The organism is Enterobacter sp. Lyrl_3 (assembly GCF_051948675.1).
Lineage (GTDB): Bacteria > Pseudomonadota > Gammaproteobacteria > Enterobacterales > Enterobacteriaceae > Enterobacter > Enterobacter cloacae.
This window is the reverse complement of record NZ_JAYJLI010000002.1, coordinates 219,079-236,095: the sequence shown is the minus strand read 5'-3', so window position 1 is coordinate 236,095 and position 17,017 is coordinate 219,079. Positions and strand designations below refer to the sequence as shown.

The following is a 17,017-nucleotide window of genomic DNA, read 5'->3' as shown; positions in this document are numbered from 1 at the left end:
TCACCACACAATCAGCACAGCAAGGCCAAGAGACACGGAGAGGGCGAACAGGGAGAGATCCATCAGCATGGGGTGCCAGATCTCGCCAGAATACATCCAGTCGCGGAGCAGACGATGTGCGACAAGCCAGATCACAAAGCCCACCAGAACGGCTTTAAACAGGGGAGGAAAGTAGACTGATGCACCGAAGATCAGGTCCTGAAGGGGCAGCCCCTCTGAGCGATGAAAAAACGTCACGAGCAGAGATCCTTTGCAGTGAACAGAATGCCGGGATGGCTTGTCTTAATGAGATGGAACATCACTTTTCAGTGTAAGTCATACTTTTAAATTTGATGAATGTCGTAATGCATTTGTTTTGGCAATACAAATGCTGCACACTATTCTAAAATCAGTATAATAACTTAGCAAGCTAATTATAAGGAGATGAAATTGGAATCGCCATTAGGTTCTGATCTGGCAAGGTTGGTACGCGTCTGGCGTGCTCTGATTGACCATCGCCTGAAACCTCTGGAATTGACACAGACGCATTGGGTCACGCTGCACAACATTCATCAGCTGCCGCCCGACCAGTCACAAATTCAACTGGCAAAGGCGATTGGTATTGAGCAGCCGTCGCTGGTGCGTACGCTTGACCAACTGGAAGAGAAGGGGCTGATCTCCCGACAAACCTGTGCCAGCGACCGTCGCGCCAAGCGAATTAAACTCACTGAGAAAGCGGCTCCCATTATCACTGAAATGGAAGCAGTGATTACCAAAACGCGCGGTGAGATCCTGTCCGGGGTTTCCCCTGCGGAGCTTGAAATGCTCATCAGTCTGATTGGACGCCTTGAGCAGAACATTCACGACCTGCAGGCACGCGACGCCTGACCTTATCAGGCCTTGCATTCGCAAGGCCTTTTATCATCTGGAGACGATCACCCGGTTGCGACCCGTCTCTTTCGCCTCATACATCGCTTTATCAGCCTTTTCCACACACTCTTCAGCCGTCGTCTCCACGGACGTTGCCGTAAAGACGCCCATGCTGATGGTAATGGGCTCCGGAAGCTGTCCCCCGCTGCTGGTCTTATCAAAGCTGCTCAGCTTCAGGCGGATGCGTTCCGCCACCTGGTACGCGGCTGCTGAAGGGGTGTTGGTTAACATCAACACAAATTCCTCACCGCCAATACGTGCGGCAATATCCTGAGGCCGTACGGAATCCATCAGCAGATGCGCCACAAACTGCAACACTTTGTCGCCCTGCAGATGGCCGTAGCAGTCGTTGATGCGCTTGAAGCGGTCGAGATCGCTGACAATAACCGAAACCGGACGGCTGGCTTTACATGCACCGAGTGCCTGGTTTAGCGAGTCGTAAAAATAGCTGCGATTGTAGAGGCGGGTCAGAGGATCGCGAATCGAGTTTTGATACGACTGTTGATATTTCAAATGCGAGTCGCGATAGAGTCTAAAGACATCATAAAGCAGAACAAAAATAATCAATAACGTCGCAACAGTTTCAAATAAGCGCGCTCGATACCAGGAAATATCCTCCGCGTGTCCGCCTGCTAATAGCATCGCGAGCGTCACGATATAACAGACACATAAAAAATTACCGCCCACCCAAAAAATATTGCGTACGCGGGTAATAACCATTAGCGTTGCTAATGTCACCACCCAAAGAATAATCAAGACGATATTTATTGCATGGCTCCAGAGAACCATAAATTGATGGGTTTCATTATCCACCAGGTCTAACGACATTAATGATGAGTGGCTGGAGCTAAGCCAGGCCAACAGCACCATGCCCACCATAAACAGAAATGTACCGGCAACAATGGCGATATGCGCCGCACGTGAAAGCGGATTATCCCTGACGATATACAGCAGGGCCGACGCAATCATCAGCACCGCCATTAACAGATGGCGGTACATAAAGAAGATCATCGTATCGTTATAGTCCACGACGTTGAGCTGGTAGAGATCAAGCCAGGCCGGGAAACTGGTAAGCGTACCCACCATCAGTATGGCCGAACCGGCAAAGGCAAAAGCGATAGCAATCAGGTACAACCGTCTTCTGTCACACCAGTATTTCATGGCCATAAAGCAGGCAATAAACAGATGGAATACCAGTAAAAAAATGGTGAGTGTAGGGAATAAAAGCGGTGAGAAAGAGGGAACCCATTCGACCAGTTTTAAAAATAAAATTTGTAATATTCCAATGACGACAATGCACCCTAAACAGAATGGAATATAGGGTTTTTTCACGTACCGGGAGATCGCAAGCATAAGTATGTTTCAACGAAAATAATAAATAAAAAGTTAATTGAGATTAGCGTAATGCAAAAGAGAGGAGAATACTTTGCGCAGGAACAAGATACGGCGTGGTTAATTATTCATTGCCTGAATAAATTTTGTAAAACTATTTATTATAATGATGCTATTTGTAAAAGGATGCGGCCTGGCAGCCACATCCTTTTTATGAATTAACGCGGAGAAACGGTAACCTGGCTACCGTTGCTTGCCAGCACGACGCGCTGACCGGCAGAGAAGCGGGTGCTGCCCTGTTTCTGCACAACCATAATGGTGCTGCCGTCGTCTTTACGGATTTCCAGCTCTACGCCCTGGGTTTTATTCATCGCACCCTGAACGCCCTGGCCTGCTACGCCACCCGCAACGGCACCTGCCGCAGTCGCCAGAGAACGGCCTGTACCACCGCCTACGGTGTTACCCAGGAAGCCACCCAGAACCGCACCGCCGATGGCACCCATGACGTTGTTCTCGTCACCACCCTGAATTTGAACAGGACGTGCGTTAACAATCGTACCGTAAGTCACGTTCTGAACCTGTTTCGCTTCAGAAGCGCTATAAACGTCGCCAGAAAGTGAACTGTCATTCACACAGCCAGCCAGAGTTAAACCAATCAGCGAAACGCCCAGTACACGTAAAATCATTTGAATCTCCTGTTCACCAAAAACGCCCAATCCGGGCATCCGTTATGGCTAAATTATATGGCATAAAGGGCCATCGTTCATATCTTTGCACTAACAATCGGAAAATTGTACTTGAATTTGACTTAACGAGAGATAAACAAAATTTCGACGCGTTACCTCACTGAGAGTGTTAAAAAATATTATCGCCTGATGGCAAAGCGGGGCTGTTTATGGTTGAGTGGTTATCCTTAGCCCACGCAACGTAAGGAAAGCGCATGAAATCGGGTCGCTATATTGGTGTGATGTCTGGCACCAGTCTGGATGGGGTAGATGTCGTTCTGGCCGCCATAGACGAAAACATGGTGGCACAACAGGCAAGTCTGACCTGGCCTATCCCTGTTTCGCTGAAAGAGGAGATCCTGAGCATCTGCCAGGGGCAACAGCTGACGCTTTCGCAGCTTGGACAGCTTGATGTCAGGCTGGGGGCGCTGTTTGCCGATGCGGTGCTGGCGCTGATGCATAAAGAGAATCTCCGGCCGCAGGATGTGGTCGCGATTGGCTGTCACGGGCAGACCGTCTGGCACGAACCCACTGGCGATGCGCCGCATACCATGCAAATTGGCGATAATAATCAGATTGTGGCAAAAACGGGCGTCACGGTCGTGGGTGATTTCCGGCGTCGCGACATCGCGCTGGGCGGGCAGGGTGCGCCGCTGGTGCCGGCCTTCCACCAGGCGTTGCTGGGGCACCCGTCAGAGCGCCGTATGGTGCTTAACATTGGCGGTATTGCCAACCTGTCGATGCTGATCCCGGGCCAGCCGGTACGGGGATATGATACTGGCCCGGGTAACATGCTGATGGATGCCTGGATCTGGCGTCAGTGCGGTAAACCGTATGATAAAGACGCGGAGTGGGCGAGCGAAGGCAAAGTCATTATCCCGCTGCTGCAGTCCATGCTTAGCGATCCCTGGTTTGCCCTGCCGGCACCAAAAAGCACGGGGCGCGAGTACTTTAACTATGGCTGGCTTGAACGTCAGCTGGCTCAGTTCCCGGCGCTGGCACCGCAGGATGTTCAGGCGACGCTGGCCGAGCTCACGGCGGTCTCCATATCAGAACAGGTACTTTTGAGCGGTGGCTGCGAACGTCTGCTGGTCTGCGGGGGCGGAAGCCGCAACCCGCTGGTGATGGCGCGCCTTGCCGGGTTGTTGCCGGGCACCGAAGTGACAACCACCGATGAAGCAGGCATCAGCGGAGACGACATGGAAGCGCTGGCCTTCGCCTGGCTTGCCTGGCGTACCGTTGCCGGGCTACCGGGGAATTTGCCCTCAGTCACCGGCGCACGCGAAGCCAGCGTTCTCGGTGCCATTTTCCCGGCCAATCCCCGCCATAATCAGAGTTAACTGAAATTCAGCGCAGCGCGTCGCCGGTAAAATAAAAGGGAACAGGAGGGCCCGTTAGCCCTCCAGGACCAGGATAGTCTTCGGAATACGCTCATGAAAAAACTTCTTCTTATTGCTGTACCTGTCTTGCTGTCAGGCTGCAGCGTCTATAACCAGCTCGTTGAGCGCATGCAGACCGACACGCTGGAATATCGCTGTGATGAAAAGCCGCTGACCGTCAAGCTTAATAACCCACGCCAGGAAGCCAGCTTTGTCTATGACAATAAATTGCTGACGCTCAAGCAGGGGATCTCCGCCTCCGGCGCGCGCTACAGCGACGGTATTTACGTCTTCTGGTCGAAAGGTGACAGCGCCACCGTCTACAAACGAGACCGCATCGTGCTGAACAATTGCCAGCTCGAAAATCCGAAGCGTTGAGATTTTCACAGGGGCGGCGCACAATAGCGCCACCCAATCTCAACGTCACCTAATGCCATGTCTGATAACGACGAACTGCAGCAAATAGCGCATCTGCGCCGTGAATACACCAAAGGCGGCCTGCGTCGCCAGGATCTTCCCGCTGAACCTCTGGTGCTTTTTGAACGCTGGCTGAAACAGGCCTGTGAAGCAAAACTGGCCGACCCAACGGCCATGGTGGTTGCCACGGTGGACGAAAATGGTCAACCGTATCAACGTATCGTGCTGCTTAAGCATTATGACGAGAAAGGGCTGGTGTTTTACACCAACCTGGGCAGCCGCAAAGCACACCATTTAGAGAACAATCCCCGAATCAGTCTCCTGTTCCCCTGGCATATGCTGGAACGCCAGGTCATGGTCACAGGCAAAGCGGAGCGCCTTTCCACACTGGAAGTGGTGAAGTACTTCCACAGCCGCCCGCGTGACAGCCAGATTGGCGCCTGGGTCTCAAAACAGTCCAGCCGAATTTCTGCCCGCGGCGTGCTGGAAAGCAAATTCCTTGAACTCAAGCAGAAATTCCAGCAGGGCGAAATTCCACTGCCCAGCTTCTGGGGCGGTTTCCGCATCCCGATCGAGCAGATTGAGTTCTGGCAGGGGGGCGAACATCGCCTGCACGACCGCTTTTTATACCAGCGCGACAACGGCGGCTGGAAAATCGACAGGCTGGCACCGTAATCCCCGAAATTTGTTGATTTAAGCGCTAGCGCACGCCGCGCTTGCGCTTTATTCTATGGTCCTTTCGCATCAGGCGAAAAGTCGTGTACCGGCAAAGGTGCAGTCGTTTATACATGGAGAATTTGATGGCAAGCAGTAACTTGATTAAACAATTGCAAGAGCGGGGCCTTGTGGCCCAGGTGACGGACGAGGAAGCGTTAGCAGAGCGACTGGCGCAAGGCCCGATCGCGCTCTATTGCGGCTTTGATCCCACCGCTGACAGCTTGCATTTGGGGCATCTTGTTCCATTGTTATGCCTGAAACGCTTCCAGATGGCAGGCCATAAGCCTGTGGCCCTGGTGGGCGGCGCGACCGGTCTGATCGGCGACCCAAGCTTTAAAGCTGCTGAGCGTAAACTGAACACCGAAGACACCGTGCAGGAGTGGGTGGATAAGATCCGCAAACAGGTTGCACCGTTCCTCGACTTCAACTGTGGTGATAACGCCGCGATTGCCGCCAATAACTACGACTGGTTTGGCAGCATGAACGTGCTGACCTTCCTGCGTGACATCGGCAAGCACTTCTCTGTTAACCAGATGATTAACAAAGAAGCGGTGAAACAGCGCCTGAACCGTGACGATCAGGGTATCTCCTTTACTGAATTCTCTTATAACCTGCTACAGGGCTACGACTTCGCCTGTCTGAACAAACTGCACGGCGTCTGCCTGCAGATTGGCGGTTCTGACCAGTGGGGTAACATTACTTCCGGTATCGATCTGACCCGTCGCCTGCATCAAAACCAGGTATTTGGTCTGACCGTTCCGCTGATCACCAAAGCCGACGGGACTAAATTCGGTAAAACCGAAGGCGGTGCGGTATGGCTCGATCCGAAGAAAACCAGCCCGTACAAATTCTATCAATTCTGGATCAACACCGCGGATGCCGATGTTTACCGCTTCCTGAAGTTCTTCACCTTCATGGACATTGAAACCATCAACGCCCTGGAAGAAGAAGATAAAAACAGCGGTAAAGCACCACGCGCGCAGTATGTGCTGGCGGATGAAGTGACCAAACTGGTTCACGGTGAAGAAGGTCTGGCTGCGGCGAAACGCATTACCGCAAGCCTGTTCAACGGTACGCTGAGCGATTTGAGCGAAGCTGACTTCGAGCAGCTGGCGCAGGATGGCGTACCGATGGTTGAGATGGAGAAAGGGGCTGACCTGATGCAGGCGCTGGTGGACTCAGAGCTGCAGCCGTCTCGCGGGCAGGCGCGTAAAACCATTGCGTCTAACGCCATCACCATCAACGGTGAAAAACAGGCTGACCCGGAATACACCTTCGCCGATAGCGATCGCCTGTATGGCCGCTACACGCTGCTGCGTCGCGGCAAGAAAAATTACTGTCTGGTCTGCTGGAAATAAATAAAAGTCTCCAGGGGCGTGGGAAACCACGCCCTTTTTGTTTTTTCAGGGTTTGGTAAGCATAAAATGAAGAACATCCTCGCCATTCAGTCCCACGTTGTTTTTGGACATGCTGGCAATAGCGCGGCGGAATTCCCGATGCGCCGCCTCGGGGCTAACGTCTGGCCCCTCAATACCGTACAGTTCTCAAACCATACACAATACGGCAAATGGACCGGCTGCGTGATGCCGCCTTCGCATCTCACGGAGATCGTGCAGGGCATTGCCGATATCGACCAGCTCAAACGCTGTGACGCGGTTCTGAGTGGTTACCTGGGCTCCGCAGAGCAGGGGGAGCATATCCTCGGCATCGTTCGCCAGGTGAAAGCAGCCAATCCCGCAGCAAAATACTTCTGCGATCCGGTGATGGGTCATCCGGAAAAAGGCTGCATTGTGGCGCCTGGCGTGGCTGAATTCCATGTTCGCCATGCGTTACCTGCCAGCGATATCATCGCGCCCAACCTGATTGAGCTGGAGATCCTTTGCGAGCATCCGGTTAACAGCGTCGCAGAGGCGGTAAGCGCGTCTCGTGAACTGATAGCCCAGGGGCCTGAGATTGTGCTGGTGAAACATCTCGCCCGTGCAGGGCTGAGCAGAGACCGCTTTGAGATGCTGCTGGTGACCAAAGACGAAGCCTGGCACATCAGCCGTCCGCTGGTAGATTTTGGCCTGCGTCAGCCAGTGGGCGTGGGAGATGTGACCAGCGGATTGTTGCTGGTGAAACTGCTACAGGGTGCGACGCTGCGCGAAGCGCTTGAGCATGTGACTGCAGCGGTGTACGAAATTATGATTGCGACGAAAGAGATGCAGGAATATGAACTGCAGGTGGTCGCGGCACAGGATCGTATTGCGCAGCCGGAGCACTATTTCAGCGCAACACAGCTCTAAACTATGCCGGGTGGCGCTGCGCTTACCCGGCCTACAAATCCCGTAGGCCCGTGCAAGCGAAGCGCCGCCGGGCAATAACGACCCGGTTAATTCAATCCTTCCGCTTTCAGCGCCGCGGCCACCGCAGGGCGCTCCGCCATACGCGTCATATATGCTGCGATATGGTCTAACCCGTCCAGATTCAGCTTAACCGCACGCGCCCAGCGCAGCACGGTAAAGAGATACGCATCGGCAATGGTGAAGCGTGCCCCGCAGATGTACTGATCGTCCTTCAATGACTCATTGACGTACTGCAGCTTTTTCTCCAGCAGGGCGCGAACGGTCGGTTTGTACTCTTCCGGCGTGTCCGGGCGGAACAGTGGCGTAAATCCTTTATGCAGTTCGGTTGCAATGTAGTTCAGCCACTCGAGCGTTTTATAACGTGAAACCGTACTTACCGGAGCCAGCAGCTGGCGATCGGGCACGCTGTCTGCCAGGTACTGCATAATGGCGACGCCTTCTGTCAGCAGGGTACCGTCATCCAGAAGCAGGGTCGGAACTTGTCCCTTCGGGTTAATCGCAAAAAAATCGTCGCCGTTTTCCAGACGCTTTTTCATCAGGTCAACGCCGTCCAGCGTGAAATCTTTGCCGCTCTCGCGCAGGGTAATATGGGAAGCAAGAGAGCACGCGCCCGGTTTGTAGAACAGTTTCATCGGTAACTCCTTTTTGCTGAGGTTTCAGCTATGTTAGTGCGCAAGCAAACAAAAAAAAAGCCGCTAATAAATTAGCGGCTCATCGTTTCTCAATAACGTTACGCGGTAGCGGTTTCGGTCGCTTTCGTCGCTTTGTCGTCGTCCTGAGTCATACGGTTCAGCTTCGGTGCCGTCAGCAGCATCAGAGCCGCGATAACCGCCGTTGCGATACCAATCTGCAGGAAGACGGTGCCGTACACATTCAGTGAAACCAGCGGGTCAGTCACGTTCTCAGGCACCGCCATCAGGTTTGCGATTTTACCTGCGATGATGGCTGCACCGGCAGTGGTCAGGAACCAGCTACCCATGATGAAGCCCATCAGACGCTGTGGCACCAGCTGTGCAACCATCGCCAGACCCAGACCGGAGATCATCAGTTCACCGATAGACTGCAGGGCATAGCTCAGGATCAGCCAGTTAACGGAGACGATACCGGCGTCAGTCGCAAATTTGGTACCCAGTGGCAGCACCAGGAACGCACCAGAGCACAGCACCATACCGATGGCGAACTTGTGCGGCATGGGCAGACGGTCACCCATCTTGTTATAGATAGCCGCCAGAATTGGGCTACCAATCATGATCCAGAACGGGTTCAGCGCCTGATACTGCTCCGGCTCGAACGCGATACCCAGGATGGAGTGCTCAACGTTGCGAATAGCGAAGAAGTTCAGCGAGGTTGGCATCTGGCTGTAGAGCACGAAGAAGATAATCGCTTCCAGCATCAGAATGAAAGCCACAATCATCTTGCGACGGGCCGCACCCTGCATCGCGAAGGCTTCTTTCGCGAAGATGATGACGATACCCAGTGCCACCACGCCCAGAACGGCACGTGCAACACCCTGGTTATGCAGCAACCAGGTGGCGATGGCCGCGAGGATAACAACGCCCACGATGGTGGCCAGCAGTTTGCCCATGTGCACCGGTTCGAAATCAGGTTTTGAACCGTAGTCCTTAACCCAGCTACGGCAGAACAGGAAGTTCACAACGGTAATCAGCATACCGACAAAGCTCAGCGCAAACGCCACGCTCCAGCCGAATTTTGCGGCGAGCCATGGGGTTGCCAGCATGGAGAAGAATGAACCAATGTTGATGGACATGTAGTACATGGTGAATGCACCGTCCAGACGTGGGTCATCTTTGCTGTAGCAGGTAGAGAGCAGGGATGACGGGTTCGCTTTGAACAATCCGTTACCAACGGCGATGGTTGCCATACCCATATAGACTACGGCTGCGTCATGACCAGACCAGGCAACCAGACCATAGCCGATTGCCAGAACAATGGCGCCCAGCATAATGACACGCTTCGTACCCAGAACTTTATCACCAAGCCAGCCGCCAATCGCGACCAGACCGTAAACGAGGGCACTGAATGAAGAGAACAGCGTGATGGAATCGGCTTCGGACATACCCAGCTGTTTTACCAGGTAAACCGCCATGATCCCTTGCAAGCCGTAATAACCAAAACGCTCCCATAACTCGATAGAGAAGATGAGATAGAACGCTTTTGGCTGTTTAAAAGCGTTCAAACTCACGCTTTCATCTGTTGGTTTATTGTTTGCAGTTGACACATATACCTCTTTTTTTACATCCCATATTAACGGGGGTGTTCATAGCGTGATGGTCGGAGTCCATCCGCTTTATAGTTATATTGGGAGGAGAAACGGCGGGTAATGTTCACTATCCTGACCCGTCTGGCAATACGTTTGTAATAATCTGTTACATATAACTGAGCCGCTATAATCCTCGGTTTCTGCAAATGTTATTCAGCGTTAAATTTCACACAATGGGTTTTGTTGGTTTTTTTGACTGCGAAAAACCGGCGGAGAGGGTTGTGTGGCGATATGTTCTGCTATTTACCGTTAAATGCAGTCATATAGCCCATATTCTGAAAAATGAGTGGTCTTATCTGCGGCCATTGAAGGATTACATCTTGTCTGGCAAAGGGTTTAGGTGGGGTCTGACAACAAAAAATCAACATGAAGTTATCAGAGTGATCTCGATCACAAATGTATAGAAATTTTCGGTAGTGAAAAAACTATTAACCTGTTTGAGCGTTAAATGACCGAACAATTGACAGGGCGTAAGAGAACATAAGCGGACAACTTGCGGCCTAAAGGAAGGTTTTTAGTTAAGCCTTCCTTTAGTAAGGTCTTGATGATGCGAAAGTAAATAAATAGCGCCGTTCAGGGATACACTTTTTCTTTATATTCGCAGAGATCTTCAATGATACATGAGCCGCAGCGAGGCTTTCTGGCAATACAGGTATAACGGCCATGCAGGATAAGCCAGTGATGACAGTCGACTTTGAATTCAGCGGGAACCACTTTTAACAGCTTCTCCTCCACCTGTTCGACATTTTTACCCGGAGCGAAGTTGGTTCGGTTAGCGACACGGAAAATATGGGTATCAACCGCGATGGTCGGCCAGCCAAACGCGGTGTTAAGTACCACATTCGCCGTTTTACGTCCCACACCCGGCAACGCTTCCAGCGCCTCGCGATCTTCCGGCACTTCACCACCGTGACGCTCCAGCAAAATGCGGCAGGTCTTAATGACGTTCTCCGCTTTGCTGTTAAACAGCCCGATGGTTTTGATATAAGACTTCACCCCTTCCACGCCCAGCTCCAGCATGGCTTTCGGGGTATTGGCCACCGGATAGAGCAGGGCGGTGGCCTTATTCACGCTCACGTCAGTGGCCTGAGCCGAAAGCAGCACTGCGATCAGCAGCTCAAACGGCGAAGTGAAATTCAGCTCAGTCGTCGGGTGCGGGTTTGCGTCCCGAAGACGGGTGAGGATCGCAATGCGCTTTTCTTTGTTCATGAGGCTTTCCCGGGTATCCCTTCCTGCACGCTGCGCTCAGCCGCGCGGCGCTTACGTTTTTCATCAATCAGGTATTTTATCGCCAGCATCATGCCAAGGCCAATAAACGCACCCGGTGGCAGCATAGCCAGCAGGAACGGCGTATCCGTATGAAACACCTCGATGCGTAAAACTTTAGCCCAGCTTCCCAGCAGCGCGTCTGCGCCGTCGAAGAGGGTACCGTTGCCAAGAATTTCACGCAGTGAGCCCAGAACGAACATCGCGCAGGTGGCTCCCATTCCGATGGAGAAACCATCCAGGGCCGACATCGCCGGGGTGTTCTTCACGGCAAAGGCTTCTGCACGCCCCACCACGATACAGTTGGTAACGATCAGCGGAATAAAAATCCCCAGGGACTGATACAGACCGAACGCGTAGGCGTTAATCAGCATCTGAACGACGCTCACCACTGACGCGATGATCATGACGTAAATCGGAATACGGATTTCCGACGGCGTCCAGCGGCGCAGGGTGGAAATGGAGAGGTTGGTCAGGGTCAGCACCAGCGTGGTGGCAAGCCCCAGCCCCAATGCGTTGGTAGCGGTGGATGTCACCGCCAGCAGCGGGCACAATCCCAGCAGCTGTACCAGTGCGGAGTTGTTCTTCCACAACCCCTGGACAATGACCTCTTTAACCTGGCTCATGCTCACTCCTCACAGACCGGAAGATTGTTAATCTGCGCAGGCAGCGTTTCTGCATACAACCCGGCACGTTTTACGGCATTCACGACGGCACGCGGCGTAATAGTGGCCCCGGTGAACTGGTCAAACTCGCCGCCATCTTTCTTGACGGCAAATGCCGTGTCCGCTTCGCCGTGGATAACCTTACCGGCAAAATGCAAAATCCAGTCGCTCAGGCGTGTCTCAATTTTATCCCCAAGGCCCGGCGTTTCGTGGTGTTGAGTCACGCGGGTACCCAACACGGTACCGGAAAAATCGGTACCCACAAGTAGCTGAATGGCACCGGAATACCCGTCTGGTGCCGTGGCCTCCATCACCACGCCCACCGCGTTATCGCCTTTACGGGCGATATAGAGACGATGCGGGCCTTTACCTAACTGCGGCGCCTGTACCACGTAACAGCTTTTCTGCAGGTCATTATCGTAGAAATCAGACGGCATCACCTGATCGAACAGCGCGCGTTGCTGCTTCGCGGCCTGTTCATCAATGGTCGTTTTGGTCAGTTCGTTCACCAGTGCCGTCATCCCGGTGAGGACAGCAGCGAAAATGGCCAGCGTGACGCCATGTTTTTGCATTGTTTTCAGCATCGCGAAACCCTTACCGATGGCCGTACACGCGCGGGCGCGTGTAGTAGTCAATGAGCGGAACGGTGATGTTGGCAAGCAGGACGGCGAACGCTACGCCATCCGGGTATCCGCCGAAACTGCGGATCAGCCACACCAGCAGACCGGCCAGCGCACCGAAGATCAGACGACCGCGATTGGTGGTCGAGGCGGTCACCGGATCGGTCAGAATAAAGAACGCGCCCAGCATGGTGGCACCAGAGAGCAGATGCATCTGCGGGCTCGCCAGGGATTCAGGGGAGAAGAGCCAGCCCAGCGTGGAGCAGACCGCGAGCGTGATCAGGAAGCTCACCGGAATATGCCAGCGGATCGCTTTCTGCTGCAGCAGGAACAGGCCGCCCAACAGATATGCCAGGTTAACCCACTGCCAGCCTGCACCGGCCAGCACGCCGCTGTAGATGGCTGATTGCATGATCTGCTCAACGCTGTGCCCGGCACGCAGGGACGTTTTAAACGTATCGAGCGGTGTGGCCTGGCTGACACCATCCACGCCCATACGCAACGCATTCATATCGGCCCCGGACGCTGTATGGCCGGTAAAGATCACCTGAAGGGCATCCGTAAAACCCGGCACCGTGGCGGCGATATCGTGCGGCGGCAGCCAACTGGTCATTTGTACCGGGAAGGAGATAAGCAGTACCACGTAGCCGACCATCGCCGGGTTAAAGGGGTTGTGGCCCAGCCCACCGTACAGTTGTTTGGCAATAATCACCGCAAACACCGTACCGAGCACGATCATCCACCACGGCGCAAACGGCGGAATACTGATGGCCAAAAGCAGGCCCGTCAGCAGAGCGGAGTTATCGCTGAGAATACGGGAGATGTTCATCTTACGCAGCTTCAGCACCAGCGCTTCGGCCGCTACGGCGCTGGCACAGCCCAGTGCTAACTGGAACAGGGTTCCCCAGCCGAAAAACCAGAACTGAACGGCAATACCCGGCAGTGCAGCCAGGCAGACCAGCATCATAATGCGCGACGTCTGGCGCTGGTTATGGGTGTAAGGGGAACTTGCGATTCTGAAAACCATTTAATCCTCGTTAACTGCTTGCTGTGCGGCTTTCTTCGCCTGAACGCGTGCAATCGCGGCGGCGACGGCGGCTTTGCGTGGATCGTCGTTCGCGGCAGGCTGTTGTACTTCCTGCTGAGCCGCTTTCCGTGCTTTGGCGCGGGCGATGGCCGCTTCGACAGCGGCTTTGCGCGGGTCGACTGGCGCCTCTTCTGCAGCTGGTTGTTGTTGCTGCGCTGCTTTCCGCGCTTTGGCGCGGGCGATGGCCGCTTCGACAGCCGCTTTACGCGGATCGACCGGCGCCTCTTCTGTGGCCGGTTGCGGTTGCTGCGCCGCTTTACGCGCTTTAGCGCGGGCTATCGCGGCTTCAACGGCGGCTTTGCGCGGGTCTGTGGCCTCTTGCTCAACGACTACCTGCTGCTCTCCCGCTTTCCGTGCTTTGGCGCGGGCGATGGCCGCTTCAACGGCCGCTTTACGCGGATCGACACGGGTTTCTTCCGGTTGCCCAGTTTGCGCTTTTTCCGCCTGACGCGCGCGCGCCGCGGCCTTACGCGCTTCACGTGCGGCAATGGCTTCGCTGTTATCTGGCTTCTCACCGGCGGAGATCACCACAGGTTGCGCTGCGGTCGCTTTTTTCTCGCGCACGCGAGCCAGCGCCGCGTTAATGGCATCCTGATCTTTCTCGCCTGGCTGAACGGCAGCCTGCTTATGACGCTCCTGACGGGCCAGTTTTTCACGCTCCAGACGAGCCTGGCGGGCTTCAAAGCGGGCTTTCGCTTCGGCAGCGCGTTTTTCTTCCATCGAGATGGCATAAATCTCGGCCTTCTCCTGACGGAAGTACTGCACCAGCGGAATGTTGCTAGGGCAGACCCAGGCGCACGCGCCGCATTCGATGCAGTCAGCCAGATTATGCGCTTGCGCTTTATCGTGCAGCTGACCTTTGCTGTACCAGTACAACTGCTGTGGAAGCAGATCGGCCGGGCAGGCATCGGCGCAGGCGCTGCAGCGGATACAGCCTTTCTCTTCCTGCTCTTCACCCATTTCGGTGGGGGAGGGGGCGAGCAGGCAGTTAGTGATTTTTACGACCGGAACGTCCAGCCACGGCAGGGTAAAGCCCATCAATGGACCGCCCATGATCACCATCTGATCGCTGCCGGGACAGAATCCGGCCTGCTCCAGAAGATGACGAACCGGCGTGCCCAGACGCGCCCAGACGTTCCCCGGACGAGACACTGACTCGCCCGTCAGCGTCACCACGCGTTCGGTCAGGGGTTCACCGTCAATCACCGCGCGTTTCACGGCGTAGGCGGTACCCACGTTTTGCATCAGCACGCCAATATCCGACGAGCGGCCGCCGTGGGGAACCTGTTTTCCGGTGAGTATTTGCGTCAGTTGTTTTGCCCCGCCCGACGGGTACTTGGTCGGAATGACGCGCAGGCTGATATCGTGGCTACCGGCGAGCACCGCGCGCAGCATGGAAATGGCCTGCGGTTTGTTATCCTCAATGCCAATCAGCACTTCACGAGGCTGCAGCACATGGGCGAGGATACGGATCCCCTCCACGACCTGCGCGGCGCAGTCCTGCATCAGGCGGTCATCGGCGGTGATATAGGGTTCGCATTCGGCGGCGTTGATAATCAGGGTCTGAATTTTATCGCCGCCACCGCGCAGTTTGACGCCGGTCGGGAACCCTGCGCCACCCAGCCCGGCAACGCCGAACTGATGAATACGGTCGATAAGCGCTTCCCGGCTGCGGGCGCGGTAGTCGCTCCAGCCATCACGCTCGATCCAGCGGTCTTCGCCGTCGGCTTCAATAATGACGCTCAGTTCGGAGAGGGCTGACGGATGTGCAACGGTGTGAGGGGTAATCGCCACCACTTTACCGGATGTCGGGGCGTGGATCGGCAGCATACGCCCACGACCAAAGGTCAATGGCTGGCCGCGAAGGACGGTATCGCCTTCTTTAACGCACAACTCACCCTCAGCGCCAATGTGCTGCTTCAGCGGCATGACGAAACGGGTCGCCAGCGGAATTTGACGCAGCGGCGTGCCGCTGGACTGGGTTTTCATCTCTGGCGGATGGATCCCGCCGTCAAAGTCCCAAATCTTCTCTTTTCTGAAAGCAGAAAATAACTTAAGCATGTTGTTCCACAGGAATATTGCGAACCGGAATGGTTTGAAGATCCCACTTCCAGCTTTCGGTAGTCGTTTCAACCGGGCGCAACTCAATACATTGCGTCGGGCAGGGGGCCACGCAGAGGTTACAGCCGGTGCACAGATCCGCCACAACGGTGTGCATGGCGCGGGTGGCGCCAACAATGGCGTCGACAGGGCATGCCTGAATACACTTGGTGCAGCCAATGCAGTTCGCTTCGTCAATCACCGCGAGGGCACGCACGGGCTCCTGCACCTGCGCATCGCCATCAATGGGCTGTGGGTCGACGTTTAGCAGCGCTGCAATTTTCAGCATTACCGCTTCGCCACCTGGCGCACAGCGGTTGATTTTCTCACCCTGAATACCCACGGCTTCTGCATAGGGACGACAGCCAGGATAGCCGCACTGCCCACACTGGCTTTGCGGTAAAAGCTCATCGATTTTTTCAACAACAGGATCGTCCTCTACCGCGAATCGGCGGGAGGCGTAACCCAGAATCAGGCCAAACACCAACCCCAGCACGCTGATGGAGGCGATGGCAATCCAGATGGTATTCATTACAACTTCACCAGACCACTAAAGCCCATAAAGGCCAGAGACATTAAACCTGCGGTCACCAGCGCAATCGCGTTTCCGCGAAAGGGCGCAGGGATATCCGCTGCGGCGAGGCGCTCACGAATAGAGGCAAACAGCACCATCACCAGCGAGAAACCGACGGCGGCAGAAAAACCGTACAGCGCCGACTGCATGAAATTATGCCCGAGATTAATGTTCAACAGCGCTACGCCAAGAACGGCACAGTTGGTGGTGATCAACGGCAGAAAGATACCCAGCAGGCGATAGAGCGCCGGGCTGGTTTTACGCACCACCATTTCGGTAAATTGCACCACTACGGCAATGACCAGAATAAAGGCCAGCGTACGGAGATAGACTAAACCCAGCGGGATGAGGATCCAGGTATCAATCAACCAGGCGCAGATGGACGCCATCGTCATCACGAAGGTGGTTGCCAGCCCCATGCCCATTGCCGTTTCCAGCTTTTTGGACACGCCCATAAACGGACACAGGCCAAGGAACTTCACCAGAACGAAGTTGTTAACCAGCACTGTGCCGACAAAGAGCAGTAAGTAATCGGTCATTATTCAGCCTGAAATAAAAAAGCCGCCTATTATCGGATAAACCACAACAGGCGACAACAGG

General features: G+C 54.6%; 18 protein-coding genes. 6 read left to right on the top strand and 12 right to left on the bottom strand.

The window, feature by feature from the left end; translation table 11 throughout:
• Nucleotides 1–237: a DUF1656 domain-containing protein gene (locus tag VF709_RS06310; protein WP_013096914.1), complete on the bottom strand. Its 237-nt coding sequence runs from the start codon at nt 235–237 to the stop codon at nt 1–3.
• A gap of 186 nt (nt 238–423) precedes the next feature.
• Between VF709_RS06310 and slyA the strand changes: the two genes are divergently transcribed.
• On the top strand, nt 424–867 hold the full coding sequence (gene slyA, locus VF709_RS06305) for a transcriptional regulator SlyA (RefSeq protein WP_020688303.1): 444 nt from the start codon (nt 424–426) through the stop codon (nt 865–867).
• Nucleotides 868–900: 33 nt separating this feature from the next.
• Here the strand turns inward: slyA and VF709_RS06300 are convergent, their stop codons facing one another.
• Both VF709_RS06300 and slyB read right to left on the bottom strand, forming a co-directional pair.
• Complete coding sequence (locus VF709_RS06300; protein WP_095907737.1) at nt 901–2,262, bottom strand: sensor domain-containing diguanylate cyclase; 1,362 nt, start codon at nt 2,260–2,262, stop codon at nt 901–903.
• A gap of 197 nt (nt 2,263–2,459) precedes the next feature.
• Entirely contained in the window at nt 2,460–2,927 is a 468-nt protein-coding gene (gene slyB, locus VF709_RS06295; RefSeq protein WP_013096912.1) for an outer membrane lipoprotein SlyB, read from the bottom strand.
• A 254-nt stretch (nt 2,928–3,181) separates the two neighbouring features.
• Here slyB and anmK point away from each other — a divergent pair, with 254 nt between their 5' ends.
• The 5 genes from anmK (at nt 3,182) to pdxY (ending at nt 7,764) form a co-directional block, all read left to right on the top strand.
• A complete protein-coding gene (gene anmK / locus VF709_RS06290) occupies nt 3,182–4,306 on the top strand; it encodes an anhydro-N-acetylmuramic acid kinase (RefSeq protein ID WP_045902891.1) in 1,125 nt (374 codons plus the stop codon).
• 93 nt (nt 4,307–4,399) lie between these two features.
• Entirely contained in the window at nt 4,400–4,723 is a 324-nt protein-coding gene (gene mliC, locus VF709_RS06285) for a C-type lysozyme inhibitor (protein WP_013096910.1), read from the top strand.
• Nucleotides 4,724–4,780: 57 nt separating this feature from the next.
• Entirely contained in the window at nt 4,781–5,437 is a 657-nt protein-coding gene (gene pdxH / locus VF709_RS06280) for a pyridoxamine 5'-phosphate oxidase (RefSeq protein ID WP_013096909.1), read from the top strand.
• Between the two features lie 125 nt (nt 5,438–5,562).
• Nucleotides 5,563–6,837: a tyrosine--tRNA ligase gene (tyrS, locus tag VF709_RS06275; protein ID WP_014831636.1), complete on the top strand. Its 1,275-nt coding sequence runs from the start codon at nt 5,563–5,565 to the stop codon at nt 6,835–6,837.
• Nucleotides 6,838–6,903: 66 nt separating this feature from the next.
• Nucleotides 6,904–7,764 (top strand): pyridoxal kinase PdxY, encoded by an 861-nt coding sequence (gene pdxY / locus VF709_RS06270; RefSeq protein ID WP_013096907.1) that lies wholly within the window; start codon nt 6,904–6,906, stop codon nt 7,762–7,764.
• 86 nt (nt 7,765–7,850) lie between these two features.
• On the opposite strand, the gene gstA is transcribed toward pdxY, so the two are convergent.
• From gstA to rsxA, 9 genes are all read right to left on the bottom strand, one after another.
• Nucleotides 7,851–8,456: a glutathione transferase GstA gene (gene gstA, locus VF709_RS06265; RefSeq protein ID WP_440231098.1), complete on the bottom strand. Its 606-nt coding sequence runs from the start codon at nt 8,454–8,456 to the stop codon at nt 7,851–7,853.
• 98 nt (nt 8,457–8,554) lie between these two features.
• Complete coding sequence (gene dtpA / locus VF709_RS06260) at nt 8,555–10,063, bottom strand: dipeptide/tripeptide permease DtpA (RefSeq protein WP_013096905.1); 1,509 nt, start codon at nt 10,061–10,063, stop codon at nt 8,555–8,557.
• Between the two features lie 615 nt (nt 10,064–10,678).
• Nucleotides 10,679–11,314: an endonuclease III gene (gene nth / locus VF709_RS06255; protein WP_020688297.1), complete on the bottom strand. Its 636-nt coding sequence runs from the start codon at nt 11,312–11,314 to the stop codon at nt 10,679–10,681.
• Nucleotides 11,311–11,997, bottom strand: a complete 687-nt coding sequence (locus VF709_RS06250; RefSeq protein WP_023622212.1) for an electron transport complex subunit E — start codon at nt 11,995–11,997, stop codon at nt 11,311–11,313. The genes nth and VF709_RS06250 overlap by 4 nt, the downstream gene beginning before the upstream one ends.
• 2 nt (nt 11,998–11,999) lie before the next feature.
• Nucleotides 12,000–12,620, bottom strand: coding sequence for an electron transport complex subunit RsxG (rsxG, locus tag VF709_RS06245; RefSeq protein ID WP_440231095.1), 621 nt, complete (start codon nt 12,618–12,620; stop codon nt 12,000–12,002).
• Between the two features lie 10 nt (nt 12,621–12,630).
• Nucleotides 12,631–13,683 (bottom strand): electron transport complex subunit RsxD, encoded by a 1,053-nt coding sequence (gene rsxD / locus VF709_RS06240; RefSeq protein WP_058660865.1) that lies wholly within the window; start codon nt 13,681–13,683, stop codon nt 12,631–12,633.
• Complete coding sequence (rsxC, locus tag VF709_RS06235) at nt 13,684–15,804, bottom strand: electron transport complex subunit RsxC (RefSeq protein ID WP_095427164.1); 2,121 nt, start codon at nt 15,802–15,804, stop codon at nt 13,684–13,686.
• A complete protein-coding gene (gene rsxB / locus VF709_RS06230; RefSeq protein ID WP_013096899.1) occupies nt 15,797–16,375 on the bottom strand; it encodes an electron transport complex subunit RsxB in 579 nt (192 codons plus the stop codon). Before rsxB ends, rsxC begins: the two co-directional genes overlap by 8 nt.
• Nucleotides 16,375–16,956 carry an electron transport complex subunit RsxA gene (rsxA, locus tag VF709_RS06225; protein WP_013096898.1) on the bottom strand — a complete coding sequence of 194 codons (582 nt, stop codon included), beginning with the start codon at nt 16,954–16,956 and terminating at the stop codon, nt 16,375–16,377. The genes rsxB and rsxA overlap by 1 nt, the downstream gene beginning before the upstream one ends.
• Nucleotides 16,957–17,017 lie beyond the last annotated feature (61 nt).

Excerpts from the sequence above, each read along its gene's own strand:
- rsxB (WP_013096899.1), bottom strand. The coding sequence starts at position 16,375 with ATGAATACCATCTGGATTGCCATCGCCTCCATCAGCGTGCTGGGGTTG.
- tyrS (WP_014831636.1), top strand. The coding sequence starts at position 5,563 with ATGGCAAGCAGTAACTTGATTAAACAATTGCAAGAGCGGGGCCTTGTG.
- mliC (WP_013096910.1), top strand. The coding sequence starts at position 4,400 with ATGAAAAAACTTCTTCTTATTGCTGTACCTGTCTTGCTGTCAGGCTGC.
- anmK (WP_045902891.1), top strand. The coding sequence starts at position 3,182 with ATGAAATCGGGTCGCTATATTGGTGTGATGTCTGGCACCAGTCTGGAT.
- slyB (WP_013096912.1), bottom strand. The coding sequence starts at position 2,927 with ATGATTTTACGTGTACTGGGCGTTTCGCTGATTGGTTTAACTCTGGCT.
- rsxD (WP_058660865.1), bottom strand. The coding sequence starts at position 13,683 with ATGGTTTTCAGAATCGCAAGTTCCCCTTACACCCATAACCAGCGCCAG.
- pdxY (WP_013096907.1), top strand. The coding sequence starts at position 6,904 with ATGAAGAACATCCTCGCCATTCAGTCCCACGTTGTTTTTGGACATGCT.
- rsxC (WP_095427164.1), bottom strand. The coding sequence starts at position 15,804 with ATGCTTAAGTTATTTTCTGCTTTCAGAAAAGAGAAGATTTGGGACTTT.
- rsxA (WP_013096898.1), bottom strand. The coding sequence starts at position 16,956 with ATGACCGATTACTTACTGCTCTTTGTCGGCACAGTGCTGGTTAACAAC.
- VF709_RS06250 (WP_023622212.1), bottom strand. The coding sequence starts at position 11,997 with ATGAGCCAGGTTAAAGAGGTCATTGTCCAGGGGTTGTGGAAGAACAAC.
- nth (WP_020688297.1), bottom strand. The coding sequence starts at position 11,314 with ATGAACAAAGAAAAGCGCATTGCGATCCTCACCCGTCTTCGGGACGCA.
- gstA (WP_440231098.1), bottom strand. The coding sequence starts at position 8,456 with ATGAAACTGTTCTACAAACCGGGCGCGTGCTCTCTTGCTTCCCATATT.
- VF709_RS06300 (WP_095907737.1), bottom strand. The coding sequence starts at position 2,262 with ATGCTTGCGATCTCCCGGTACGTGAAAAAACCCTATATTCCATTCTGT.
- pdxH (WP_013096909.1), top strand. The coding sequence starts at position 4,781 with ATGTCTGATAACGACGAACTGCAGCAAATAGCGCATCTGCGCCGTGAA.
- rsxG (WP_440231095.1), bottom strand. The coding sequence starts at position 12,620 with ATGCTGAAAACAATGCAAAAACATGGCGTCACGCTGGCCATTTTCGCT.
- slyA (WP_020688303.1), top strand. The coding sequence starts at position 424 with ATGAAATTGGAATCGCCATTAGGTTCTGATCTGGCAAGGTTGGTACGC.